Here is a 24,255-nt window from a genome sequence, read left to right on the forward strand (position 1 = left end):
CCGACGCGCCGGCCCGCCGCGCGACGTGCGCTACACCCTCATCTGGGAAGAGCCGGTGAAGCCCGTCGGTGCAATCGCGAAGGGCATCGCGCTGGGACCGCCGAGCATCTGCCGCGACGTGTCGACCTCGGAGACATCCCGGAGCACCGCGGGGTTGAGCTGCACGTCGGCGAACGCCTGCCGGGCACGGCCCAGCGAGAGCTCCGATTCCGCGGCGCCGTCGGTGTAGTCGAAGGCGGCCCGAGGCGTGCGACGCTTCGCGATCGCTCGCAGATCCTCGATGGTCAGCGCTGCGTGGAGCCGGCGCCGACGGGCGTTGACGTCGGGGGCCTTGAACTGCATCAGCTCGAGCAGTTCACGGGGCTGGGGGAGCTGTCTTCTCATGGGTCGTCTGCTTTCGATAGGCGCGACGTGGCACAGGGCCGTATGGCGTGATGATCTTGGAACGTCCGACAGGTCACCCGGAGGGGATCGACGGGCTGAACCGCTCCAGCTCAACGCTCGCCCGCACCAGCCCGCGCAGCGCGCCGTGCTCACCGGGGACGGCACCCAGCGCCCGGGCCTGCAGCGCGACGTTCCCCAGCGCCGTGGCCTCCATCGGGCCGGCGACCACCTCGATGCCGAGGGCATCCGCGGTGAGCTGATTCAGCAGCGCGTTGCGGCTCCCACCTCCCACCACATGCAGACGCTCCGGCAGCGGCATCCGGGCGAGCCGGCACGCGGTGTGGAGCTCCTCCCGGTAGGTCACGGCGAGGGACTCGAGGATGCAGCGCACCAGCTGCGCCGGGGTGCGGGGTCGCTCGTCCTCCCCTGCGAGCCGGCGGGCCGCGAGCATCACCCGGTCCGCCATCCGGCCGGGGGCGAGGAACGCCGGATCGGTGGGATCGATCCGGAAGCGATGAGCGGGCATCACGGCCGCGGCGGCGAGCAGATCGGCGAGATCCACGCGCGCCCCCTCCTCCTCCCATTGCCGGATCGACTCGCTGACCAGCCACATTCCTGCCACGTTCTTGAGGAAGCGGGTGGTGCCGTCGACCCCGCCCTCATTCGTGAATCCGGCCTCGAGCGCAGCCGCAGTGCTGACCGGTGCGCTCAGCTCGAGCCCGATCAGAGACCACGTGCCCGAGGAGATGAAGGCGACGGGGTGAGCATCGTCCGCGGCCGGCACCGCGAGCACCGCCGAAGCGGTGTCATGGGAGCCGACGGCGATGACCGGCACCTCACCGATCCCGAGCTCGCGCACGAGCTCCGGCAGCACTGTGCCCAGGCGCTCGCCGGGGGAGATCAGCGGCGCCAGCAGGTCCGGGTCCACGCCGGCAGCGGTCAGGAGCTCTGCGGACCATCCCTGCCCACCCACCGCGAGCATCCCGGTGCTCGACGCGTTGGTGCGCTCGGTGCGACGCTCGCCGGTGAGCAGGTACCCCAGCAGATCCGGGACCATCAGCAGCGTCGAGCCGGGAGGCAGCGTCGCCGGGCGGTCGTCGGCCACCAGCTGATAGAGCGTGTTGAAGGGCTGCTGGGCGATGCCGGTGAGCGTGTACTGCCGCTCGCGCGACACCTGCTCCGCGAAGGACTCCGGGATCCCGTCGGTGCGGTGATCGCGGTAGGCGACCACCTCGCCGAGGACTTCGCCGCTGCCGGGCACCGAAGCACCGTCAGCCCCGACGAGATCGGGACCCACCAGGCCGTAGTCCACCGCCCAGGAGTCGATCCCGATTGAGGCGAGGCCGGTCAGACCGCGCTCCACGGCCCCGTCGTGCGCGGCACGCAGCCCCTGTCGCACCTCTGCCCAGAGGGCGTCGATGTCCCAGCGCAGTTGTCCGTCCTCGTCCCGCAGCCGGTTCTCGAAGCGGTGTGCCGCGATCAGCTCGATGCGACCGTCCGCGAGGACCCCGAGCATCACCCGGCCCGAGGTCGCCCCCAGGTCGACCGCCGCGACGGCCAGCGGCTCCCCGGCACCCTGCGCGTCGTTCATCGCAGGAACGCGGCTGCGACCCCGGCATCGACCGGGATATGCAGGCCGGTGGTGTGCGAGAGATCCCCGGCGGTCAGTGCGAAGACGGCGTTCGCGACGTTCGCGGGCAGCACCTCCCGCTTCAGCAGCGTGCGCTGGGCGTAGAACTCGCCGAGGTCCTTCTCTTCGACCCCGTACACCTTCGCGCGGGAGGCGCCCCAGCCGCCGGCGAAGATGCCGGAGCCGCGGACCACCCCGTCGGGGTTGATGCCGTTGACGCGGATCTGGTGGCCGCCGAGCTCGGCGGCGAGCAGCCGCACCTGGTGGGCCTGATCGGCCTTGGTCGCCGAGTAGGCGATGTTGTTGGGCCCGGCGAACACGGAGTTCTTCGAGGAGATGTAGATGATGTCCCCGCCCATGGCCTGGTCGATCATCACCCGGGCCGTCTCGCGGGAGACCAGGAACGAGCCCCGCGCCATCACGTCGTGCTGGAGGTCCCAGTCCTTCGCGGTGGTCTCCAACAGCGGCTTGGACAGCGAGAGCCCGGCATTGTTGACGATCAGGTCCAGCCCACCGAAGGCGAGGACCGCCTCAGCGACGGCCTGCACCACGGCCGCTTCATCGGAGACGTCGGCGCGCAGCGCCACCGCCTTGTCGGACCCGCCCAGCTCCTGCGCGGTCTGCTCGGCATTCTCGAGGTTCAGGTCGGCGATGACGACGCAGGCATCCTCGGCGACCAGGCGCTCGGCGGTCGCCTTCCCGATCCCGGAGCCGCCGCCGGTGACGAGCGCGACCCGGCTCGCGAGCGGCTTGGGTGCGGGCTTGCGCTGCAGTTTCGCCTCTTCGAGGGACCAGTACTCGATGCGGAACTTCTCCGACTCGTCGATCGGGGAGTACGTCGAGATCGCTTCCGCGCCGCGCATCACGTTGATCGCGTTGACGTAGTACTCGCCGGCCACGCGCGCCGTCTGCTTGTCGGCCCCGAAGCTGAACATGCCCACGCCCGGGATCAGCACGATCGCCGGGTCGGCGCCGCGGATCGCGGGGGAGTCCGCCTCGGCGTGACGCTCGTAGTAGGCGGTGTAGTCCGTCCGGTACGCCTCATGCAGCTCCTTGAGCCGCGCGACCGAGTCCTCGATGCTCGCGCCGGACGGAAGGTCCAGCACGAGGGGCTTGACCTTCGTGCGCAAGAAGTGGTCGGGGCATGACGTGCCCAGCTCCGCGAGCGGGGCGAGCTTCTGGGAGGAGAGGAACTCGTGGACCGCCTCGGTGTCCGTCCAGTGCCCGACCATCGGCGAGTCCGTCGAGGCCAGCCCGCGCACGATCGGGAACAGGGCAGACGCCTTCGCCCGGCGCTCCGCCTCCGGGAGTGCAGCGCGACTCGCATCATGCGCCCCGAACGGCTCGGACGAGCCGGTGCGCTCGAGGAACGCGGTCGCCTCGGCGATGATCCGCAGCGAGTTCTCCTGCGCCTCCTGCGAGGTCTCGCCCCAGGCGGTGATGCCGTGCCCGCCGAGGATGCAGCCGATCGCGGCCGGGTTCTCCCCCTTGATCGCGGCGATGTCCAAGCCCAGCTGGAAGCCGGGCCGGCGCCACGGCACCCAGACCACCGTCTCGCCGAAGCACTCGCGGGTCAGTCGCTCGCCGTCGGCTGCGGTCGCCAGCGCGATCCCCGCGTCGGGATGCAGATGGTCCACGTGCGCGGCGTCGACCAGGGCGTGCATCGCGGTGTCGATCGACGGTGCGGCCCCGCCCTTGCCATGCAGGCAGTAGTCGAAGGCTGCGACCATCTCGTCCTCGCGCTCCACCCCGGGGTACACGTCCCGCAGGGCGCGCACCCGGTCCAGGCGCAGCACCGCCAGCCCCTTCTCCTCGAGGGTCCCCAGGTCGCCGCCGGAGCCCTTGACCCACAGCAGCTCGGTCTCCTCGCCGGTGACCGGATCGATGGCGGAGCCCTTGGCGGAGGTGTTCCCGCCGGCGTAGTTGGTGTTCTTCGGGTCGGAGCCCAGAGCGTTGGAGCGCTCCAGCAGGGCGGCGACGGTCTCGTGGGCGGAGCTCTTCTCGCTCATGCTCAGGCTCCCCATCCCATCTGGTTCCCGCCCACGCGCTCCGCGGCGACCTTCTCTTCATAGCCGCTGGCGCGGAAGGCCGCGAAGGGATCCGCCGGCAGGCCCCGCTCCTCACGGAAGGCGGCCAGCGCCGGGCGCACATCGGTCCAGAACGCGTCCATGAGGATCGCGTTCGCCTCGAGCACGTCGTTGCTCTCCTGGGCGGCGGCGAGCGCCTCCCGGTCCACCAGCAGTGCCTTGACCAGGGTCTCCTGCACGTTTATCACGGAGCGGATCTGGCCCTGGATCTTCGACTCCAGGTTGTGGCACTGATCGAGCATGAAGTTCACGCCGGCGGCGGGCCGGTGCGCCTCCTGCTGGACGATCTCGAAGAGGATCCGGAACAGCTGGAACGGATCCGCGGCGCCGACGATCAGGTCATCATCCCCGTAGTTGCGGGAGTTGAAGTCGAAGGCGCCGAGCCGGTTCTGGCGCAGCAGCTGGGCGACGATGAACTCGATGTTCGTGCCCGGGGCGTGATGCCCGGTATCGAGCACCACCTGCGCCTTCTCGCCGAGCGCCAGGCAGTGCAGGAGGCTCGTGCCCCAGTCCGGAACGTCAGTGTGGTAGAACGCCGGCTCGTAGAACTTGTACTCCAGCACCAGGCGCTCGTCGTCGCCGAGGCCCAGGTAGATCTCCTGCAGCGACTCCGCCAGTCGGTCCTGACGGGCGCGGATCGAGTCCTGGCCTGCGTAGTTGGTGCCGTCAGCCAGCCAGATCTTCATCTCCTTGGAGCCGGTGGCGCGCATGACGTCGATGCACTCGAGGTGATGGTCGATCGCCCGACGGCGCACGGACTTGTCACCGTGGGTGAGCGAGCCGAACTTGTACTCATCATCCTGGAAGGTGTTGGAGTTGATCATCCCCAGCGTCATGCCCTGCTCGGCGGCGTACTCACGCAGCGCACCGAAATCCTCGACCTTGTCCCAGGGGTAGTGCAGCGAGACCCGAGGCGCGGAGCCGGTGAAGGCGTGGGTCTGGGCGGCGTCGGCGATCTTCTCGAAGGGGTCGCGCGGGGTGCCGGGGGTGCCGAACACCTTGAATCGCGTACCGGAGTTGCCGTAGCCCCAGCTGGGGACCTCGATCGTGAACTCTGCGAGGTCGCGGGCGATCTCGGTGGGGAGGGTGGCTGGCGTGGGCATGGGGCGGTGCTCCTTCGGCGGCGGTATCTTCACGGCGTGCTGTGCCTGGCGGTCGGATCTGCGCGGTGTGCGCAGGGATCTCGAGCGAGAACACGGATCATGACCTCGTTGTTGAAACGACTCAATGGAGGTTAGCACGCGCTCTCTGTGGAGGGATAGGGCAAGTGTGTCGTCGTGCAGCGCCGCCCGCTCTCGAAAAGGACGGGGGCAGCGGCGACCGGTCCGCGAGCCTGCTCACCGCACAGGCGCTGGGCCGGTGGAATCCCGCCAGACGACCTTCGTGATCGATCGCCGATTCATCTCGGGGGAGTCGCCGCGCATCACCCGCAGCAGCTCCTCGAGCAGCTCCGCGCCGAGACGACGGTGGTCGATCGAGACGGTGGTCAGGGAGGGTGACATCCACGCGCCGAGCGGCAGGTCGTCCCAACCGGTCACGCTGAGATCTTCCGGCACTCGCCAGCCACGCTCGGCGGCGCCGCGGATGGCGCCGGCGGCCACGAGATCGTTGGCGGCGAGGACGGCAGTGACGGCCGTATCCGCCGGCAGCTCGCGGATCGCACGTCGGGCGCTCTCCGCATCCCAACCGCAGTCGATCACTCCGGCGGAATGCAGGCCGCGCTCCTGGACCGTGCGCAGGAAGGACTCGCGGCGCCTCTGTGAGGAGGGGTGGCTGTGGTCGCCGGTGAGGTGCAGCAGCTCGTGGTGCCCCTGGTCTGCGAGGTGGGTGACCAGCTCGGACATCCGGGATGCCTCGGAGAGCGGACCCACTCCGCGCATCTTCTCGTCGTAGACGGGTGCGGAGATGATCGGAGCGGTGCCGAGGCGCTGGCGGTCGGCTCCGGGCAGGTCGGTGAGAGAGAGCACCGCCTCGTACAGCCCGGAATCCGCGAGCTCCTCCACGCGACCACCGCGCAGCTCCTCGGGCGGCAGGGTGACCACCTCCACCGCGAAGCCCGCGTTCTGTGCGGCCTTGTTCGCGCCGGCGAGCACCTCCAGCGAGCTGTGGTCGTCGCCCGCGGGGAGTATCAAGGCCAGTCGCCCTGTGGATCGGTTGCGCATCGCTCGGGCCACGAGGTTCGGTCGATATCCGAGCTGGGCGACCGCCTCGTCGATATGCGCCGCGAGCATCGGGGACACGGTGGGGTCGTGCCGCAGATGTCGCGAGACCGTCTGATGGGAGACCCCTGCCAGGCGGGCGACGTCTCGGATGGTGGGGCGGCGGACGCCGTTCATGGGATCTCCTCGGTGGCATCGAGGCGTGGTGGCGGTCCACGCGCCGGGTGGGCGAGCGCCGCTTCCTGCGGGAGGGTGAGCGACGACTTCTGGTCACGATCTCACAACAGGTGACCGTTCATCCACGGAGCCGCATTGTCCTCGTGAGTGACAAGCGCGGGGACACTTCCGTTTCCGTGCGGCGGGCGGTGGCCTCGTGCTGTTGCAGGTCAAAGCCAGAGAGCTGCCCGACGGTGGGCGTCCCGTGCGGTACGGGACGAGAAGCGGATGAACGGTCACTCGGCGGTTTCTCCGACGATGCTTCGGTGGCCCGGAGGGATGCCGTCCAAGAATCTAGGGAAAGCGGTTGACAATCCACGCTGGAACGATTCAAACTTGCGGCCACCGACAAGGTCCGCCGGCTGTCCAGCCCCGAGGACCGCACGGTCCCGGGAGGCTCCGGTTCGATGAGGAAGGGGTGAGCCAGCAGATGACAACGTTGCATGAGTCCCGCCTGTCCGGCCCCGAACACCTCGAGGGCTGGATCATCGAGGGACCGATGGTGGCTTCTTTCCCCACCGGCGCCCTGCGGCTGGAGAGCGCAGCAGACCCCGCAGAGGGACAGGCCGCGAACTTCGTCGCCTGGCTGCCGATCAACCATGACGGGGACGTGCGCATCTCCTGGGACTTCCGGCCGCTGCGCGAGCCGGGCCTGGCCATGATCTTCTGGGCGGCGCAGGCCCGCGGCGGTGGCTCGGTCCACGATCCTGCCCTGCCCGCCCGCAGCGGGGAATACGAGCAGTACCATTCCGGCGCGATCGACGCCTACCACCTCTCCTACTTCCGCCGTATGTGGCCCACCGAGCGCAGCCTGCACACCTGCAATGTGCGCAAGAGCCACGGCTTCCACCTCGTCGCCCAGAGCGCGGACCCGCTCCCCGCCGTGCTCGATGTGGACCGTGCCTATCGGATGGTCCTCACCTGGCGAGGCGCCACCGTCGACCTCACGATCGACGGCATCCCGTGCCTCAGCTGGACCGATGACGGTGCCGTGGGCGGCCCCGCCCGCCACGGCGGCGCGATCGGGCTGCGCCAGATGGCACCGCTCATCGCCGAATACTCGAACCTCCGCATCGAGGCGCTCTGATGGGCCGCACCGTCCACGCACTCTCGAGCGCCACCGACCTGGTGCTGCGCGCTCTGGTGCTCCAGGGGATCTGGCTGCTGGGCACCCTGGCCGGCGGGATCGTGCTGGGCTGGGCTCCCGCGACCATGGCTGCGGTCGACGCCGCCGCCTGCGCTGACCGGGGCGAGCCGATCCGCTGGCGCCGCGCTGCCCGCATCTGGAAGGACTCCTTCTGGCGCAGCCAGGTCACGCTGGGCCTGCCCGGGGTGTTCCTGCTGCTGGCGGCCATGGCCGTGTTCAGCGAAGCCCTGCCTCTCGTCCTCCAGGTCGTGCTGGGGCTGGTCATCGTGCTGCTGCTGGTGGCGCTGGCCCACATCCCGGAGCTTGACCGTCGCTACCGCCTCCCCGCCACCAGGGTGTTCGGGCGCGCCGTGGTGCTGGGACTCGCCCAGGCCCCCACCTCGCTCGTGCTGCTCGCCGTGCTCGCGCTATGGAGCGGCGTGGTGCTCGCCCTGCCCGGCCTGCTCCCGTTCCTGGGGGCGGCCGTGCCGCTCCTGATCTGCCATCACCTCGTGGGTCGTTCCCTGGACCGCAACGAGGACCTGCTCTCCCGTCCGGCGGACCCGCCCACGACGGGTCACCGTGCTCGAACGGTCCCCGGCACAGTCGCCGGGCACCGGCCGAGCGCCGCACCCTCTGCCTGAACCTGCCGCTGCCGCGTGGCCCCCACGGGGCAGCTCCCACTGCGCGATGACGCACCCTGCGTCACCGCCTACGAAAGGAACAAGGATGTTCTCACGTCGTACCCTCCTCGGCGGCGCTGCCGCCGGTGCCACCGCCCTCGGACTCGCCGCCTGCGGCGGCGGAAGCTCCGCCGACGCCGAGGCCGAGATCACCACTCTGAAGATCATGGCGCCGCTCCTGTCCGATACGGCCCCGGATCCCGAGGGCCAGCTGCAGAAGGCCGTCGAGGAGCTCATCGGCATGCCGCTGGAGATCACCTGGGTGCCGAACTCCAGCTACGGCGACCGCGTCACCGTCACGATGGCCAGCGACAACATCCCTCACGTGATGGTGCAGACCGGCAAGACCGCCGAGTTCGCCCAGACCGCTGAGGCCGGCGGCTACTGGGACCTGACCGACATCCTCCCCGAGTACCCGAACCTCACCCCGGAGAACCCGGAGGTCGCCCACGGCGCCAGCATCAACGGCCGCACCTATGGGATCTTCCGGTTGCGCGACGCGATGCGCGCGGCGATCAGCATCCGCAAGGACTGGCTGGACAACCTCGGGCTCGCCGAGCCGGAGACCACCGATGACCTGATGGAGATCGCCCGCGCCTTCACCGAGGACGACCCCGCTGGGGACGGCTCGGCCACCACCGGCCTGATCATCCCCGCCTGGAGCGGCTATGGGAACAACGGCCCCTACGACCTCTGGGAGACCTGGTACGGCACCGCCAACGTCTGGAAGGACGAGGGCGGAACCCTCTCACCAGCGTTCCTCGCTCCGGAATTCATCGAGGCGAACCGCACGATGCGCACCATGGCTGAGGCCGGGCACATCAACGCCGACTTCGCGACCATGGACAGCGGCACCTGGAACGAGCCCTTCTTCAACGGTCAGGGCGGGATCATCGCCGACGTCTCCTCCCGCGGTCTGCAGCTGCAGGGCCTGTTCAAGGATGCGGACCCCGAGGGGTACCTCGACAAGGTCACCATGGTCGGCAACCTCAAGAACTCCGACGGCACCCTGTGGGCGCTGCCCACTCCCGGTTACTCCGGGTACCTGTCCATCCCGAAGGCCGCGGTGCCCGGTGACGCCCAGCTCGCGACCGTCCTGGCCGCGCTGGACAAGCTCTCCTCCGAGGAGGGCCAGCGCCTGCTGAACAACGGCCTCGAAGGGGTCAACTACGAGGTCGACGGCGAGCAGTCGGTTCCGATCGAGAGTGATGAGGCCTCGCTCGTGCAGAGCGACGTCTCCGCCTTCGCGCAGATCGGCAGCCAGTCCAACGGCTATCTCGGCCTGCCCGCCAAGCCCGAGGGAGAGGCGGAGGCGGCACTGGACGAGAAACGCAAGACCTTCCACGAATCCGACCTCGAATCGGCCGTTTTCAACCCCGGTGCTGCGTACATGTCGAAGTCATATCTCCAGAGCGGCGCGATCCTCGACCAGATCGTGGTGGACGCCCGGCTGAAGTTCCTCGCCGGCCAGATCGACGAAGCAGGCCTGACCTCCGAGCTCGAGCGCTGGACCAGCAGCGGTGGCCAGCAGGTCATCGATGAGATGAACGAGCTGTTCCAGCAGGGCTCGAACTGACCATCGGCCGGCGGGGGCGCCGCACCTCACGGCGCGCCCTCGCCCAGACCACGAGGACTGATCGACCATGGTCATGACGAACCACAGCCCCGGCGCCGCTGCCCCGGTGCCGCTGGAAGTGCAGGAGCCGCCCGCCCCGAAGGCGAGCAGCACCCACCGCAAGCGCAGCCTCCTGAAGCGGCTGCGCCGCTCCCCGATGCTGTACCTGATGCTGCTGCCGGGCATCGTCTACTTCGCGGTGTTCAAGTACGCCCCGATGTACGGCATCACCATCGCTTTCCAGGACTACCTGCCCTTCCTGGGCATGCAGGACAGCCCCTGGGTGGGATGGGACCACTTCGAGCGGCTCTTCAGCGGCCCGGACTTCGGACGCCTGCTGAGCAACACGCTGATCCTCGCCTTCCTCAACATCGTCATCGCGTTCCCGGCGCCGATCATCGTCGCGCTGATGCTCAACGAGCTGCGCAAGCAGATGCTGAAGAAGTTCATCCAGACCGCGATCTACATCCCCCACTTCCTGTCCTGGGCGATCGTCTCCGGCCTGACGTACCTGCTGTTCGCGCTCGACATCGGGCCGATCACGGTCCTGTTCAACGATCTCTTCGGCGGTCGGGTCAACTTCCTCGCGGACCCGGACTGGTTCCGGCCGCTGATCATGGCCCAGACCCTGTGGAAGGGCACCGGCTGGGGCACGATCATCTACCTCGCCGCCCTGGCGGGCGTGGACAAGCAGCAGTACGAGGCCGCGATGATCGACGGCGCCGGACGCTTCCAACAGCTGCGCCACGTCACGATCCCCGCGATCATCCCCACCGTGATCATCATGCTGATCCTCAACATCGGGAACTTCCTGGACACCGGATTCGAGCAGATCTACATGCTCACCAACTCGCTGAACCGCGAGGTGGCCGACGTCTTCGACACCTACGTCTACTTCATGGGCATCACCAACGGCGCCTACAGCTATTCGACGGCGATCGGGCTGTTCAAGTCCCTCGTCGGCCTCGTCCTGATCCTCGGCGCGAACTGGCTCGCGAAGAAGTTCACCGAGTCCTCACTGTTCTAGGAGCCCTTCGATGTCCATCAAGTACGACACCCGGCGGGACAAGATCTTCGACGGCGTCAACATCGCGCTGCTGCTCGGCTTCGCGGCGATCACGATCCTGCCGTTCCTCTACGTGCTCGCCGCCTCCTTCGCGACCGAGTCCGAGATCGCGTCTCGTCCGTTCTTCCTGTGGCCGGACACCCCGACCCTGGAGACCTACCGCTACATCTTCTCCACGGACACCTTCCTGCGCTCCCTGGCGGTGACCATCGGTGTCACGGCCGTGGGGACGCTGGTGCAGATCACGCTGACGATGCTGATGGCCTATCCGCTCTCGGACCCGAATCTCGTGGGCCGTGGCCTGATCATGCGTCTGGTGCTCTTCGCAATGCTGTTCTCCGGCGGCATGATCCCGCTGTTCCTGGTGGTCAAGGAGCTGGGGCTGCTGGACTCCTACTGGGCGCTGATCCTGCCGCTGGCGATCAACCCCTTCAACCTCATCGTGATCCGCACCTTCTTCCAGCAGCTCCCGAATGAGCTGCGAGAGGCCGCGGAGATCGACGGCGCCAACGAGTTCACGACCTTCTGGCGGATCATGCTCCCGCTGTCCAAGCCGGTGATCGCGACGTTCTCGCTGTTCTACGCGGTGGCGATCTGGAACGACTTCATGTCCCCGCTGCTGTACATCTCCGACAGCTCGAAGTGGACCCTGCAGATGTTCGTGCGCCAGGTGACCATCTCGAGCGACCCCTCCACCACCCTGGGCAACCTCGACCCCAACTACGTCCCCCCGAAGGAGGGCCTGAAGTTCGCGGTGATCGTCATCGCGACCCTCCCGATCATGCTCGTCTACCCCTTCCTCCAGAAGCACTTCGCCAAGGGCGTGATGATCGGCTCGGTCAAGGGCTGATCGAGAGCCTGCCCGTCCCGCCCTCCGTCCCCGCGTCACCACTCCTCTGAACGGAGCCAACATGTGCCCCGCCCTCCCGTCGACCCCGCTTCACCTGCTCGAGCCGCGCACCGGCACCGCCGCTGTGCCCTCCCAGTTCGGGGTGCCCTGGCCGCGGAGCGCGATGCCGGAGCCTCCGCGGTTCGACCTCGTCGACGCCTCGGGCAGCACGCCGGTGGACACCTGGGTCACCGCGCGCTGGCCCGACGGCTCGGTGAAATGGACCGGTCATGCCGGCCTCGCTCCGGCTGGCGACGCCCGACTCGTCGAGGCACAGAGGGCCGACGCGTCCGACGGGACTTTCGCGCCCGACGCGCCCGAAGGGGCTGTCGCACCGGACGCACCCGCCGTTCTCGAGGTGTCCGAGCAGGCCGATGGCTCGATCAGCGTGGACACCGGGGTGCTGCGGGTGGTCGTCGCCCCGCACGATCATGCGCCGCTGCGCAGGCTCGAGGTCGACGGGCGCCTGGTGGGTCAGGACGGGCGGATCGTCGCCTCGTCGGCCGCCACGGCGGAGCAGTCCGCGACCCGGCGGGAGCATCGGGTGCGGACCACGGCGGTGCGGATCGAGCGGCGCGGCGAGCAGCAGGTGGTGCTGCGCCTGGAGGGGCACCACGAGGTGGCCGGCACTCAGGTGCTGCCCTTCGTGCTGCGCCTGACCGCCACCGCGGGCTCCCGCCGGCTGCGGGCGGTGCACTCCCTGGTCTGGGACGCGGACCCCGAGTCGCTGTTCCTCACCTCGCTCGGGCTGCGGCTCGAGGTGCCGCTGCGCAGCGCCCCGCACGACCGCCATGTGCGGCTGGCGGGTTCCGAGGGAGGGTTCCTCACCGAGGCGGTGCGCGGACTGACCGGGCTGCGGCGAGATCCCGGCGAGCCGGTGCGCGAGGCGCAGATCGCCGGCCGTCCCACCCCGCCTCTCGAGTCCTGGGCGCCAACCGTCTCCGGACGCCTGGAGCTGATCCCCACCTGGAACGACTGGACCCTGCGACAGCTCAGCGCCCACGGCTACACCCTCGCCAAGCGCACCGCCGGGAACCGTCCCTGGATCGCTGCGGGCGGCGGCACCCGCAGCCGCGGCTACGCCCTGCTCGGCGACCTCGAGGGCGCGATCGGAGTGGGATTGCGGGACTTCTGGAAGCTGATCCCCACCCAGCTCGACATCACCGATGCCACGAGCGAGCTCGGCGCGGTCACCGCCTGGATGTACGCGCCGTCGGCCGAGCCGATGGACCTGCGGTTCTACCACGACGGCCTCGGCCAGAACAGCCATCCCGAGCAGCTCGAGGCCCTCGAGATCACCTACGAGGACTACGAGCCCGGCTATGGCGACGCGCGCGGCATCGCCCGCACCCACGAGCTCGTGATCGATGCCTTTGCCGCCACCCCGGAGCATCGGGAGCTCGCCGACCTCGCCGCCTCCAGCGCTCTTCCCCCTCAGCTGCTCGCCGCGCCCGCCCGGCTGCGAGAAACCGGGGTGCTCGGCACCTGGGAGGTGGTGGACCGCTCCACCCCGCAGCGGGCGGCGATCGAGGACCGCCTGGTGTGGCTGCGCGAGTTCTACCGAGACCAGGTCGACCAGCGCACCTGGTACGGGTTCTGGGACTACGGCGACGTGATGCACACCTATGACGCGGACCGCCACGCCTGGCGCTACGACGTGGGCGGCTACGCCTGGGACAACTCCGAGCTGTCCCCGGACCTCTGGCTCTGGCTGGACGCGCTGCGCAGCGGCTCGGCCGATGCCTTCCGCCTCGCCGAGGCGATGACCCGCCACACCAGCGAGGTCGACGTGTACCACGCAGGCCGGTTCGCTGGGCTCGGCACCCGCCACAACGTGCAGCACTTCGGCTGCAGCGCCAAGCAGCTGCGGATCTCCAACGCCCTCTACCGGCGGTACTTCTACTACCTCACGGCCGACGAGCGCACCGGGGAGCTGCTCGACGAGATCGCCGCCTCGGAGCACGCGCTGCTCGCCGTGGACGCCACCCGCAAGGTCCGCAGCGACCGGTACGACCCCGATCCCCGCGCCGTCGCGATCGGTCTCGGCACGGATCTGGGTGCTCTGCTCGGCGCCTGGATCACCGCCTGGGAGCGGCACGGCGATGCCGAGGCGGAGGCCAAGGTGCGCGGGGCGCTCGCCGGCGTCGGTGCGCTCCCGCAAGGCTTCTTCACCGGAGAGGCGCTGTGGGACCTGGAGACTCACCGCTTCGACACCTCTCGCGACCGGGTGCAGGTCTCCCACCTCGCGGCGGTCTTCGGGCTGGTCGAAGTGGTCGCCGAGGCGATCGAGCTGGTCGATGATCCGGCATTCGAGGCCGCCTGGCTCGAGTACTGCCGCTACTACCTCGCCGCCCCCGAGGAGCAGACCGAGCGCTTCGGTACCCCGTTGAAGGGCATCTCGCTGGTCCCCGCCTACAGCCGGCTGCTCGCGATCGCCGCCGCCCGCCGCAGCGATCCCGAGCTCGCCGCCCGCGCGTGGGATGCGTTCTTCGTGGGGCTCGGCGATCAGCTGAACATCAACGCGCTGGTCGCTGAACCGATCTGGCAGCGCACCCGGATCGATGGACCCACCGTGCTCGAGCCCGTCGACGAGGCGGCGTTCGTGTCCACCAACGACGCCGCCCAGTACGGACTCGCCGCGATCCAGAACCTGGCCCTGATCGGCGAGCGCTTGCCGCAGACTGTTCCCACCCCCTCGCCGAAGGAGCCCCGATGAGCGCCACCGACCTGGCTGCCCTCCTGGCCACCAGCTCCGCCCGCAGCCACCACCGCTGCTGCTTCCTGCTCCAGGTGCGCACCGAGCGCCTGGCCGACTACGTCGCCGCCCACCAGGACGTCTGGGAGGAGATGCGCGAGGCGCTGAGCGCGGCCGGCTGGCGCAACTATTCGCTCTTCCTGCGACCCGAGGATGGCATGGTGGTCGGCTACTTCGAGGCCGACGACGTCGACGCCGCGCAGCGCGCGATGGCCCGCGCCGCGATCTCCCCGCGCTGGGAAGCGGCGATGGGGGAGTACTTCACCCCGGGCGGCGGCGAGAAGCAGCTGCTGCCGCAGTACTTCCACCTTCCCTGACCGCCCGACCTCCTCGGGCGCACTGCCCGCCCCGCCCCGCCCCACGCCACCGCACCCGCCCCACCCCATCCCGCGTCGCCCGCGACCGCGGGCACCACCTGCACCACCGCCACCGCCGGCACCACCACCACCGAACATGAGGAGCCCGATGAGCTCGCCCGCCCCGCACCCCATCCAGCCTGCGCTGTCAGAGTCCGTCCAGGTCATCAACCCGGACGGCGCCTGGTGCTGGTTCCAGGACGAACGCGCGCTGGTGGATCCCGAGGCCGGGCTGCTCGTCGTCGGCTCCATCGCCTCCGGTGGTGCGGACCAGGATCCGGCCCGGCGCGGCGACCTCGACCTCACCGTCGTCGACCTCGCCGCCGGCACCGCACAGGTGGTCACCCTCCACCCGGGGTTCGAAGCTGATGATCATGACGTGCCGGCACTGTGGCGCCGGCCGGACGGCCGCTGGCTCGCGGTCTACGCCCGGCACAAGACCGACAACCTCACCCACTGGCGGATCAGCGAGCCCGGAGACCCCACCCGCTGGGACGAGGAGCGCGTCTACGACTGGAGCGAGCACACCGGCGGGCGCGGCGTCACCTACTCGAACCTCCACGAGATCGACGGCCGCCTCTACTGCTTCGCACGCGCCGTCAATGACGACCCCTGCGCCCTGGTCTCCGACGATCACGGAGACACCTGGAGCTACGCCGGCAAGCTCTTCGACCGCCCGAAGATCGGCTACGTCAACGGCTACGCCCGCTACGCCGACGGTGCTGCCGGACTGCATGTGCTGGTCACCGACCATCACCCGCGCGACGTCGACAACTCGATCTACCACGGCACCCTCTCTCGCGGCCGCCTCCACGACAGCACGGGCCGGCCGTTGGAGTCCGCACTGTTCGCCGAGCCCGTCCCGGACCAGGCCCAGCTCACCACCGTGCTCGCGACCGGCATCGAACTCGGCGGGGCGCAGCTCAGCCATGCCTGGACCACCGATATCCGTGAGGCCGATGGCCAGCTCGCCGCAGTGATGACGGCGCGCGCGAACCACCGCGCCGAGCCCGATGGTGCGGACCTGGGCCGCAACGTTCCCGTCGACGATCTGCGCCTCGTCTACGCACGGCTCGGAGCCGACGGGCAGTGGACGCTCTCACCGCTCGCCCACGCGGGACCGGGCCTGCTGCCCCATGAGCAGGACTACTCGGGCCTGGCGGCGATCGACCCCTATGACGTCTCCACCGTCTACGTGTCCACCCCGGTCGATCCGCGCGACGGCACCCGCCATGACCACCATGAGATCTACCGTGGACGCAGCGCCGATGGCGGGCGAGGCTGGGACTGGTCACCGGTGACCGAGCACTCCACGGTCGACAACCTGCGTCCGATCGTCGCCCCGGGCGATCCGAGCACCACCCATCTGCTCTGGTTCCGCGGCGACATGCGCTCCTCCCAGGACTACGACTGCGAGGTCGTGCTCCGCAGCAGCCCGCGCTGACGGTCACCCACGCCCCAGCGCCCCTCGCACCCCCTCCGAAAGGACCCCTCGATGACCGAGCAGACCTCCCCGGATCTCCGTCCCGCCCTCCGTGATCCCGCAGCGGAGGTGACCGCCGCCCCCACCGCCCTGGGTGAGATGGAGCGACGGCTGCGCACCCTCGGCGGCGTCGCCGCCTGGGACGATCTCGACCCGGAGGTGCACCGCCTCTGGGACGAGCCGTACGGCCCCGCCGAGGACTGGGAACTGCAGATCGAGGACCGCGAGATCCCCGGCCCCCACGGGCCCGTGCCCGTGCGCATCTACACCCCGCAGACTGCGGCAGCCGGACCACGCCCCTGCCTGATCTGGTGCCACGGCGGCGGCTTCATGCACGGCGACCTCGACATGCCCGAAGGTGACCACGTGGCGCGCGGCGTCGCGGGCCGTGCGGACGCCGTCGTGATCTCCGTTGACTACCGCCTCTGCGACGAGATCGACGGAACGCCAGCTCGGGCTTTCCCCGGCGGCCCCGAGCACGTCCTCGCGCCGATCCCGCTGGATGACGTCTGCGCGGCAGTCGCCTGGGCCCGGCAGAGCGCCGACGCACTGGGCATCGACCCTGGACGGGTCGCGCTCGGCGGGGCGAGCGCGGGTGGCAACCTCGCGGCGACGGCCTCCCTGCGCCTGGCCGATGAGGGCACCCCGCTCGCCGCCTCCCTGCTGCTGTACCTGGTCGCCCATCCGCTGCGCTCCGAGCCTGACGCCGAGGAGGCCCAGGCGCTCGACGCGACCCCGCCGATGCTGCGCTTCTCCCTGGACACGATGCGCGCGATGTCCGGCAACTACATCGGCCGGCCCCTCGAGGAGGCGACGCCCTACGACTTCCCGGGGCTCGCCACCCGTGAGCAGCTGGCAGTGCTGCCGCGCACCTATGTCGAGACCGATGAGTACGACGACCTGCGCGTCAGCGGCCGCCGCTACGCGCAGCAGCTCGACGAGGCCGGGGTCGACGTCGAGTACGTCGTGCGCCGCGGCGTGTGCCACGGGCACCTCAACCGAGTGGGCCTCGTGGAGGCACGCGAATCGATGGACCGGATGGGAGAGATCGTCCGCGGGCTGTGAACTGCGAGTTCTGAGCTCTGAGCTCTGAGCTGTGAACCGACGCCGGGAGCACGGGAACGACGGAAGGATGAGGGACGCCATGCAGCCTCCGCAGCACGGGATCATCGCCCCGGACCGGGATGTCCTCGCGATCCTCGCCGCCGGCGCCGACTACGTCGAGCCGACGATCGTCGGGAACGTGATCGTGCAGGACCAGGATGGCCGCTGGCAGGCCGACCCGGCGCTGCGAGACCGGGCGCCCTCCCCGTCCTTCGCGATCCTCTGCCCCGGCGAGCTGAGGCTCTCCGACCCGGCATTCCCCCTCGACCAGGTCCGCGATTACCTGCAGATCGCCTTCGCCGCAGTCTCCGCCCTGGCCCGGCCCGGCGCCATGGTGGTGCTCGGCAGCGGCGGCGCGCGGCGTCTCCCCGAAGGAGTGGATCCGCGTGCGGGGCGCCAGCAGTTCGCACGCGCCGTGCAGGTGGCCCGTGACGTCGCCGCCGATCACGGACTCGAGGTGATCCTCGAGCCGCTGCATCGCGGGGAGACCGACCTGATCAACACCCTGGCCGAGGCGATCGAGTTCCTCGACGAATTCGGGATGGGCGAGGTCAGGGTCGTCGCGGACCTCTTCCACGTCATGCTCGAACAGGAGCCGCTCGCAGTGGTTCGTGCCCACGCGGGCCGCGTCGCGCACGCCCACATCGCCGACACCGGCCGTCTCCCACCCGGTCAGGGCGACTGGCCGCTCGCCGAGTTCCTGCACGCGCTGCGCGGCGGCGGCTACCTGGGACATGTCTCGATCGAGTGCACCTGGATCGATGTCGCCTCCGAGGCCGGTCCCGCGCTCGCCGCGGTCCGCGCCGCGGATCCGGTGCGGACGACCTAGATCCTGAACCGGACGCTGGCCCCGGGAACCTGCCGCGGCCGCCGTCGACCGTCGTCTATGCAGCTGGGCGGCCTCAGCGATCGTCGAGCGTCGCCGTCGCGGCGAGGCCCAGGCGGCTGCCGCAACGTCGAGATCGGCCGTTCTGGGCCGTGATCTTTCCGTGACATACATTGCTCGACAGCCCTTATTTCAAGGGTTAGCGTAAGGCTTGTCGCGACTGGTCCGCATTGGAGCGCACCTCTTGCCGAAGCCGCTTTCGGGCCCGCCCCGACAGGATGAGGAAGAGAGGGAGGCCCGGTGGCGACGAAGACGTCCAAGGACATCCGCAACGAGAGCCGGTTCATGGTGCTGCGGACGGTCTATGTCCAGCACACGGTCACCCGGGCGCAGATCAGCGCCGAGACCGGGCTCAGCCCCGGCACGGTGACCACGCTGGTCGGCGAGCTCGTGGAGGAGGGCGTCCTGCAGGAAGCCGGGCAGATCTCCTCGCAGGGGGGACGCCCCACGGCGACGTTCCAGGCGAACCCGGGCCGAGGAGCACTGCTCGCGGTGGATGTCGCCGAGACCTACGTGCGGGTGGATCTCTACGACCTCTCCTTGGCCCGCCTCGACCAGGAACGCGTCGAGCTGGCACCGGGCACCCAGAACATCGACTCGATCGCCGAGCACATCGGTGACTGCACAGATCTGATGCTGGAGCGCCATCCGGAGCTCGATGGGAAGGTGCTCGGGGCCGGGATCTCCCTGCCGGGCCAGGTCGCCCCCGCCCGCGGGGTGACCGTCTTCGCCCCGAACTGGGGATGGCACAAGGTGCCGCTGCTCGACGCCCTCGAACGGGCTGTCCCCGTCCCGGTGCGGATCGACAACCCGCTGATGGCCTTGGCGACCGGGGAACTGTGGTTCGGCGCAGGCCGTCGCTTCCGCAATTTCGTCGCGGTGAACCTGGGCACCGGGGTCGGGGCAGGAATCATCATCGACGGGCAGCTGCTGCGCGGGCCGGGGAACTCCGCCGGCGAATGGGGGCACACCACCCTGATCTGGAACGGACGTGCCTGCGGCTGCGGCCGGAAAGGCTGCGTCGAGGCGTACGTCGGGGTCGAGGGGATCCGCGCCACACTCTGCGAGATCGCCCCGGAGCACGAGCTGCTGGAGGTCACCCACCATCGCACCTTCATCGAGCGCCTCATGCGGGCGGACGCCGCTGGTGACTCTTCCGCGCAGGAGGCGCTGCTGCGCACGGGTGACTACCTCTCGGCAGGTATCGGCAATCTGGTGAACCTCCTGAATCCGGAGCATGTCTCCGTCTTGGGATGGATCACCCGCTATGCCGGTGCTGAGCTCCACGACCGCGTACGGGAACGTATCGCGCAGGAGTGCCTTCCGGGCCCTTCGAGCATGTTCAGCATGGAGTTCACGGAGGCCGACGGTGAGGGCGTGAGCCTGGGGATGGCGGTGCTCGCACTCGAAGGGTTCCTGGAGCGGGTGGGCCTGCCGAGCCCATCGAGCGCGCCGGCTGCGACGTCCCCGGCCGAGGACGGGGCTCGGCGGCCTGGCTGGGCGGTGCCGCATTCGGCATCGAGCGCCTTCCGCCGCTGATTTCGAGATCTCCGGTCCGCGCGAGATCCCCGGTCTCCTACAGTGGGCCCATGAATCCCGCGCGCAGCGCCCGTGAAGGCGCCGAATCTGTCGAGAACGCCGCCGAGGACGTCGCTGAGAACCCTACGTTCGAGGCCATCGCCCGCGGCGGGTTCGTGATGAGCGGGCTGGTCCATGTGCTGATCGGGGTGATCACGCTGCAGATGGCGCTCGGCGGATCCTCCGAGGATGCCGACCAGTCCGGGGCGCTGCGCACACTCGCCGCGGCGCCGGGCGGGAACATCCTGCTCTGGATCGGCGGCCTGGCGATGGCCGCGCTGGTGATCTGGCATCTGGTCGAGACCTGGTTCGGAGCCAAGGGGAAGCAGGACGCGAAGGACCGCGCCGCCCACATCATCAAGACCCTCGGCAAGGCCGCGGTGTACGCGGCGCTGGCCGTGACCGCGTTGCGCTTCGCCGCCGGGGGAGGCAGTGACTCCGGACAGCAGACCACCGAGCTCACCGCGGGGATGATGGGCAGCGCCGCGGGGCGGGTCCTCATCGTGGTCGTGGCGCTGGTGGTGATCGGCATCGGCTGCTTCCACGTGTACAAGGGTGCGAGCCGCAGCTTCGAGGACGACCTGCGGATCCCGCCGGGGCAGAGGGTCGCCGGGGCGATCGTCGTGACCGGCATTCTGGGGTATATCGCCAAGGGCATCGCGCTGCTCGGCGTCGGCCTGATGTTCGGCTGGGCCGCCCTCGGCGCGGACCCGGAGAAGGCCAGCGGCCTGGACGGGGCGCTGAAGGCCATGGCACAGCTGCCCGCCGGCACGGTCGTGCTCGCAGTGATCGGCGTGGGCCTGATGCTCTACGGCGTCTACGCGGTGCTGCGCTCGCGCTACGCGCCCATGTGAGGGGGCTGAGTCCGCTGCTCATGCCCGATGCCGCACCGGACGTCGCACGACGCGATCCATTTGTCGCGCCGCGGTCCTCCTGATGAAGCATGAGAAGGGTCCTGAAGTACGTGGTGCCGTTCACCGGCTGGCCGATACGTTGCTTGTGGGGCAACGGTCCAGTGGCTTCGACGAACCGGAGAGGGAAGAGGGGCAGTTATGTCGGAGAAGATGCTGGTGGGGCGCCGAGCGCTGATCGCCGCATGTGTTGCGGTGCCTGCAGTGGCGGTGACCGGAGGTGTCGCGACGGCGGCACCGGTGAAGATCGCCCTCCCTGCAGGACAGAAGCGCGGAACGGTCGTCGAAACGGTCGAGGACGGCACCAAGATCTATGAGGTGCTGGATCGCGAGGGGAACGTGGTCGGCTACACGCTTGACGATGACAAGCTTCGGCAGATGTCGACCGCGAGCATGGCGCTGGCTCAGGAGGATACCCTCGACGGAAGTCTTCAGATCCGGGTCGTGACTCCGAGTGGAGTGACGAGCGTGGCGGCATGCGCGGCCGCTATCGCCGGCTTCGTAGCACTCACCGTGTTCCCGGCCGCGCGCGTCGCGAAGCTGGCCTGGCGTCTGGGGAAGCTCACGGTGAAGTACGGTCCGACGCTGGTTGCGAGGATCTTCCGTGGTGCCCGCGGCATCGCTGGTCGTACCGTGGAGAAGGAACTGATCGACCTCGCTAAGTCGCTGACGGGTGTTGCCGCACTCGCGGCGTGCGGACTCTGACCGGCCCGAGACGACCTGACCCAGACGGCAAGAAGGAGGACCCATGGCTGCCCGATCTGATCGAAGGAGCAGCACTGCACGCAGTTCGTCGAGCGCGATCCTGCTCGGGGTAGTGATGGCAGTGGTGGGAATCTGGTTGCTTGTCGGGGACGTGAGGCTGGGGGCGCTGGTCATCGAGCGCAACCTGTTCTTCGGCATTGTGGCGCTCATTGCCGCTGCGTTGAGTCTCGTCGGAGGCGGCATGGGTCTCTTCCGGTCCCGCAGCAGGTGAAGCCTGACTCCCGGGGGTGGAGGATCAGCTTTGCGATGAGCGGCCCGGAGGAGAGGAGCCGGACTCGCCAGCATCTGAGGATGCTGGCGAGTCCGACGTGCATCAGGGGGGCCACGCTCCCCAGTTCAGGCTGTCGGCAGCCGGCTGTGTGGAGAACTACTTTTCGGGAAGTCTCGCCATGAGTGTGAAACTCTCTCCGCTCTGCTGGGTCTCAAGTGTTCCCCCGAGCAACGATGCTCTTTCGCGAAGCCGCGCGAGACCGTAGCCGGATGTTCGCGGGAAATCTTCAGGGCTGGTGGTGCCCGATAGGGAATTGCTGATGCCAAGTCGAATCCCGTGGTCGTCCGCGCGCAGGTCGATGGAGACATGGGGCCTGGTCGGACCGTGTTTGATGATGTTCGTGACGGCTTCCCTGACGATGCGCACGGTCGCGTGCTCCACGGAGGATGATGCGTTGAGGGGTCCGCGCTGGACTATCTCCACGGTCGCGCCGAGGGCTGTCAGCTCGCGCTCCGCCTCCTTGAGTGCGTGGCCCACGGCGACGGTCTCAGGCATATGTTCGCCGCCGGCTTGCGAGTCGTTGGCCACGCGTAGAAGTCGCCGGATATCGGCGAGGGCTTGATCTGCACTGTTTCGGATGACCTCCTGGGAGGCGTCTCGACCCTCTTGATCACGGACGCGCTCGAGAACACGAACATGCATTGCTATCAGCGTGATATTTCGGGCGATGGTGTCATGGAGTTCGTCAGTGATTCGAAACCGCTCTGTGGTGACCGCAGCTTCCCTCGCACGCTCGAGACGGGCGAGGTCGGCCGCGAAATGCTGTTGGCGGCGATGCGCTGCGCTCAGTGCGATGCCGATTCCAGAGCATGTGATCAGTACGAGTCCGAGCGCGACCACGCCTCCGATGTCGGAGAAGCTGGAAGTTGCCACAGCAAATGCCGAGAGGCCGATCACCGCGGAAACGTAGATCGCGGTGAATCTGGACGGGGATGTGTACGCAACCAGCCCGCTGCCGATGGCCAAGTGCAGCAGCTCGTCGCCTGGGGGGCCCGTTGCCATGTGGGTGAGCGCACCCATCAGGAGGAGGATCGCCGCGGTCAAGGGCTGCCAACCGAATAGCGCGGTGGCGAAAAGCATGACGGCACTCGACAGGGCGTTCTGCCAAGTGTTCGGGGTACCGGTGACGTGCAACACCAGATCGACGCCACCGGTGATGGAGACGATCGTGACCAAGGCAATTCTTCCGCGACGCGAAAGATCCGTGAAGACCGGTTGCTCGATGGCGGCGGATGTGGGCCCGTGGGGATGCGTGCTGCCGCGGGCTCGGTCCGTCGTCATGTGCTCAGGATGCGCGAGTTGCGGGAGTCTGTCACTACTTGCAGATGCCGAGCAGGCGGCACAGTGATTTCATCACTTGTCCGGCCGGCGATGCTTGTGCGAGGTGGAACAGGATGTTGTTCATTGAAGCCTCTCGTGGTGGCGCGGTGATCCCTGATCGTCCCAGCTGATCGGTGTGGTCGGACGGGCACTTTTGGATCAACCCTTGCGACTTATGTATGGCCTCGCGTGTCGGTGATGCAGTTCCGGTGATCAGCCGCGGGAGGATCTACCCGCGGGCTTTCCTCGTTGAGGTGTCCGAGGGGTGGGTCGTCATGAGTGAAGGCGCTCCGCGGCTCCGCCCGCGGCCTCCGCAACCTCACCAACTACATCGCCCGCAGCCTCCTCTGATCAGGAGGCTTCAGACCCCTGCTGCACCCTCAAATGCGATGAGCCGGCAATGTACTATTGGGGAACTGTGACGTCGAGGAGGCGGAAGTATGGCAGATTCGAAACGCAAACACGGCAAGGTGTTCGCCTGGTTGGTGGCGATTGGCATCGTGGCGCTTGTCGGTCTTCCGACTGCGCTGCTCTTCGGCCTCGGCGACCTGATCTTCGACGGCCCCAAAGAAGGCGTGATCTCTTTCTTCGGTACGCTCGGCTTCATTGCGGTTCTGCTCGCTATCGGATTCGTATGGGAGCAGGTCAAGGAACGGCGAAATCGGGGCCGGTGAGACCTGGCGGTCACGCCAGCGCTGTCTACGCAAGAACGTGGCCCTCTGAGGGGCGAAAAGCTGACAAAGTCAGCGGCCCCCAGAGGGCCACGGTGCTGCCATACTTCCGGGGATATTCGCATTTGAGTGTGGTGCCCTGCTGAGTCAAGGTGCGTCGCCGGCGTGTTCGTCGGTGGCTGCGTAGCGGGATACAGGTCTAATAGTGGTCGTGGTTGCGGTAGCCCCGGGCCGGCCACCACCAACGAGGGTGTTTCATTAGCTGTGTAAGGGTCCGGTCTCGAACCGAGGTGTGACCTG

At 68.8% G+C, this 24,255-nt stretch carries 20 protein-coding genes and 1 pseudogene; 15 read left to right on the forward strand and 6 right to left on the reverse strand.

The genetic code is table 11. The annotated features are described in order from the left end of the window. Positions 1 to 54: 54 nt before the first annotated feature. The 5 genes and pseudogenes from ACTH43_RS15680 to ACTH43_RS15700 all read right to left on the reverse strand — a co-directional run. Positions 55 to 384, reverse strand: a pseudogene (locus tag ACTH43_RS15680) (alpha-hydroxy-acid oxidizing protein); the annotation flags it as partial. Between the two features lie 73 nt (positions 385 to 457). After that, the gene (locus ACTH43_RS15685) at positions 458 to 1,975 is read right to left on the reverse strand and encodes a rhamnulokinase (protein WP_441445833.1); all 1,518 of its coding nucleotides are present in this window, start codon (positions 1,973 to 1,975) and stop codon (positions 458 to 460) included. Beyond that, entirely contained in the window at positions 1,972 to 4,023 is a 2,052-nt protein-coding gene (locus ACTH43_RS15690) for a bifunctional aldolase/short-chain dehydrogenase (RefSeq protein ID WP_441445834.1), read from the reverse strand. The genes ACTH43_RS15685 and ACTH43_RS15690 overlap by 4 nt, the downstream gene beginning before the upstream one ends. Positions 4,024 to 4,025: 2 nt before the next feature. Further along, positions 4,026 to 5,204, reverse strand: coding sequence for an L-rhamnose isomerase (gene rhaI / locus ACTH43_RS15695; RefSeq protein ID WP_441445835.1), 1,179 nt, complete (start codon positions 5,202 to 5,204; stop codon positions 4,026 to 4,028). A 234-nt stretch (positions 5,205 to 5,438) separates the two neighbouring features. Beyond that, complete coding sequence (locus ACTH43_RS15700; protein ID WP_441445836.1) at positions 5,439 to 6,437, reverse strand: LacI family DNA-binding transcriptional regulator; 999 nt, start codon at positions 6,435 to 6,437, stop codon at positions 5,439 to 5,441. Between the two features lie 469 nt (positions 6,438 to 6,906). Between ACTH43_RS15700 and ACTH43_RS15705 the strand changes: the two genes are divergently transcribed. The 14 genes from ACTH43_RS15705 to ACTH43_RS15770 all read left to right on the forward strand — a co-directional run bounded on the left by ACTH43_RS15705 (position 6,907) and on the right by ACTH43_RS15770 (position 21,904). Next, the gene (locus tag ACTH43_RS15705; protein ID WP_441445837.1) at positions 6,907 to 7,563 is read left to right on the forward strand and encodes a DUF1961 family protein; all 657 of its coding nucleotides are present in this window, start codon (positions 6,907 to 6,909) and stop codon (positions 7,561 to 7,563) included. Then, positions 7,563 to 8,246: a DUF624 domain-containing protein gene (locus ACTH43_RS15710; protein WP_441445838.1), complete on the forward strand. Its 684-nt coding sequence runs from the start codon at positions 7,563 to 7,565 to the stop codon at positions 8,244 to 8,246. Before ACTH43_RS15705 ends, ACTH43_RS15710 begins: the two co-directional genes overlap by 1 nt. 85 nt (positions 8,247 to 8,331) lie before the next feature. Further along, positions 8,332 to 9,861, forward strand: a complete 1,530-nt coding sequence (locus ACTH43_RS15715) for an extracellular solute-binding protein (RefSeq protein WP_441445839.1) — start codon at positions 8,332 to 8,334, stop codon at positions 9,859 to 9,861. 73 nt (positions 9,862 to 9,934) lie between these two features. Further along, positions 9,935 to 10,927, forward strand: a complete 993-nt coding sequence (locus ACTH43_RS15720) for an ABC transporter permease (RefSeq protein WP_441445840.1) — start codon at positions 9,935 to 9,937, stop codon at positions 10,925 to 10,927. 10 nt (positions 10,928 to 10,937) lie between these two features. Beyond that, entirely contained in the window at positions 10,938 to 11,816 is an 879-nt protein-coding gene (locus ACTH43_RS15725; RefSeq protein WP_441445841.1) for a carbohydrate ABC transporter permease, read from the forward strand. A 61-nt stretch (positions 11,817 to 11,877) separates the two neighbouring features. After that, on the forward strand, positions 11,878 to 14,571 hold the full coding sequence (locus tag ACTH43_RS15730; RefSeq protein WP_441445842.1) for an exo-rhamnogalacturonan lyase family protein: 2,694 nt from the start codon (positions 11,878 to 11,880) through the stop codon (positions 14,569 to 14,571). Further along, positions 14,568 to 14,927 (forward strand): L-rhamnose mutarotase, encoded by a 360-nt coding sequence (locus tag ACTH43_RS15735; protein ID WP_441445843.1) that lies wholly within the window; start codon positions 14,568 to 14,570, stop codon positions 14,925 to 14,927. Before ACTH43_RS15730 ends, ACTH43_RS15735 begins: the two co-directional genes overlap by 4 nt. Positions 14,928 to 15,075: 148 nt before the next feature. Next, positions 15,076 to 16,410 carry a BNR-4 repeat-containing protein gene (locus ACTH43_RS15740; protein ID WP_441445844.1) on the forward strand — a complete coding sequence of 445 codons (1,335 nt, stop codon included), beginning with the start codon at positions 15,076 to 15,078 and terminating at the stop codon, positions 16,408 to 16,410. A gap of 51 nt (positions 16,411 to 16,461) precedes the next feature. Beyond that, a complete protein-coding gene (locus ACTH43_RS15745; protein ID WP_345075601.1) occupies positions 16,462 to 17,514 on the forward strand; it encodes an alpha/beta hydrolase in 1,053 nt (350 codons plus the stop codon). Positions 17,515 to 17,593: 79 nt separating this feature from the next. Further along, complete coding sequence (locus tag ACTH43_RS15750; RefSeq protein WP_441445845.1) at positions 17,594 to 18,382, forward strand: sugar phosphate isomerase/epimerase family protein; 789 nt, start codon at positions 17,594 to 17,596, stop codon at positions 18,380 to 18,382. 297 nt (positions 18,383 to 18,679) lie between these two features. Next, positions 18,680 to 19,978 (forward strand): ROK family transcriptional regulator, encoded by a 1,299-nt coding sequence (locus tag ACTH43_RS15755; protein WP_441445846.1) that lies wholly within the window; start codon positions 18,680 to 18,682, stop codon positions 19,976 to 19,978. 50 nt (positions 19,979 to 20,028) lie between these two features. Then, a complete protein-coding gene (locus ACTH43_RS15760; RefSeq protein WP_441445847.1) occupies positions 20,029 to 20,871 on the forward strand; it encodes a DUF1206 domain-containing protein in 843 nt (280 codons plus the stop codon). 198 nt (positions 20,872 to 21,069) lie between these two features. Beyond that, a complete protein-coding gene (locus tag ACTH43_RS15765) occupies positions 21,070 to 21,633 on the forward strand; it encodes a hypothetical protein (protein ID WP_345075598.1) in 564 nt (187 codons plus the stop codon). Positions 21,634 to 21,676: 43 nt separating this feature from the next. Further along, on the forward strand, positions 21,677 to 21,904 hold the full coding sequence (locus tag ACTH43_RS15770; protein ID WP_345075597.1) for a hypothetical protein: 228 nt from the start codon (positions 21,677 to 21,679) through the stop codon (positions 21,902 to 21,904). Positions 21,905 to 22,060: 156 nt separating this feature from the next. Here the strand turns inward: ACTH43_RS15770 and ACTH43_RS15775 are convergent, their stop codons facing one another. Next, positions 22,061 to 23,245 carry a sensor histidine kinase gene (locus tag ACTH43_RS15775; protein ID WP_441445848.1) on the reverse strand — a complete coding sequence of 395 codons (1,185 nt, stop codon included), beginning with the start codon at positions 23,243 to 23,245 and terminating at the stop codon, positions 22,061 to 22,063. A gap of 479 nt (positions 23,246 to 23,724) precedes the next feature. Between ACTH43_RS15775 and ACTH43_RS15780 the strand changes: the two genes are divergently transcribed. Further along, positions 23,725 to 23,958, forward strand: a complete 234-nt coding sequence (locus ACTH43_RS15780; protein ID WP_441445849.1) for a hypothetical protein — start codon at positions 23,725 to 23,727, stop codon at positions 23,956 to 23,958. The last annotated feature ends 297 nt before the right edge of the window (positions 23,959 to 24,255 follow it).

Origin of the sequence: Brachybacterium sp. (genome assembly GCF_052095815.1) — a bacterium.
Taxonomy (GTDB): domain Bacteria; phylum Actinomycetota; class Actinomycetes; order Actinomycetales; family Dermabacteraceae; genus Brachybacterium.

Excerpts from the sequence above, each read along its gene's own strand:
- rhaI (WP_441445835.1), bottom strand. The coding sequence starts at position 5,204 with ATGCCCACGCCAGCCACCCTCCCCACCGAGATCGCCCGCGACCTCGCA.
- ACTH43_RS15765 (WP_345075598.1), top strand. The coding sequence starts at position 21,070 with ATGTCGGAGAAGATGCTGGTGGGGCGCCGAGCGCTGATCGCCGCATGT.
- ACTH43_RS15690 (WP_441445834.1), bottom strand. The coding sequence starts at position 4,023 with ATGAGCGAGAAGAGCTCCGCCCACGAGACCGTCGCCGCCCTGCTGGAG.
- ACTH43_RS15720 (WP_441445840.1), top strand. The coding sequence starts at position 9,935 with ATGACGAACCACAGCCCCGGCGCCGCTGCCCCGGTGCCGCTGGAAGTG.
- ACTH43_RS15760 (WP_441445847.1), top strand. The coding sequence starts at position 20,029 with ATGAATCCCGCGCGCAGCGCCCGTGAAGGCGCCGAATCTGTCGAGAAC.
- ACTH43_RS15740 (WP_441445844.1), top strand. The coding sequence starts at position 15,076 with ATGAGCTCGCCCGCCCCGCACCCCATCCAGCCTGCGCTGTCAGAGTCC.
- ACTH43_RS15700 (WP_441445836.1), bottom strand. The coding sequence starts at position 6,437 with ATGAACGGCGTCCGCCGCCCCACCATCCGAGACGTCGCCCGCCTGGCA.
- ACTH43_RS15710 (WP_441445838.1), top strand. The coding sequence starts at position 7,563 with ATGGGCCGCACCGTCCACGCACTCTCGAGCGCCACCGACCTGGTGCTG.
- ACTH43_RS15705 (WP_441445837.1), top strand. The coding sequence starts at position 6,907 with ATGACAACGTTGCATGAGTCCCGCCTGTCCGGCCCCGAACACCTCGAG.
- ACTH43_RS15685 (WP_441445833.1), bottom strand. The coding sequence starts at position 1,975 with ATGAACGACGCGCAGGGTGCCGGGGAGCCGCTGGCCGTCGCGGCGGTC.
- ACTH43_RS15735 (WP_441445843.1), top strand. The coding sequence starts at position 14,568 with ATGAGCGCCACCGACCTGGCTGCCCTCCTGGCCACCAGCTCCGCCCGC.
- ACTH43_RS15770 (WP_345075597.1), top strand. The coding sequence starts at position 21,677 with ATGGCTGCCCGATCTGATCGAAGGAGCAGCACTGCACGCAGTTCGTCG.
- ACTH43_RS15730 (WP_441445842.1), top strand. The coding sequence starts at position 11,878 with ATGTGCCCCGCCCTCCCGTCGACCCCGCTTCACCTGCTCGAGCCGCGC.
- ACTH43_RS15775 (WP_441445848.1), bottom strand. The coding sequence starts at position 23,245 with ATGACGACGGACCGAGCCCGCGGCAGCACGCATCCCCACGGGCCCACA.
- ACTH43_RS15750 (WP_441445845.1), top strand. The coding sequence starts at position 17,594 with ATGCAGCCTCCGCAGCACGGGATCATCGCCCCGGACCGGGATGTCCTC.
- ACTH43_RS15780 (WP_441445849.1), top strand. The coding sequence starts at position 23,725 with ATGGCAGATTCGAAACGCAAACACGGCAAGGTGTTCGCCTGGTTGGTG.
- ACTH43_RS15745 (WP_345075601.1), top strand. The coding sequence starts at position 16,462 with ATGACCGAGCAGACCTCCCCGGATCTCCGTCCCGCCCTCCGTGATCCC.
- ACTH43_RS15725 (WP_441445841.1), top strand. The coding sequence starts at position 10,938 with ATGTCCATCAAGTACGACACCCGGCGGGACAAGATCTTCGACGGCGTC.
- ACTH43_RS15715 (WP_441445839.1), top strand. The coding sequence starts at position 8,332 with ATGTTCTCACGTCGTACCCTCCTCGGCGGCGCTGCCGCCGGTGCCACC.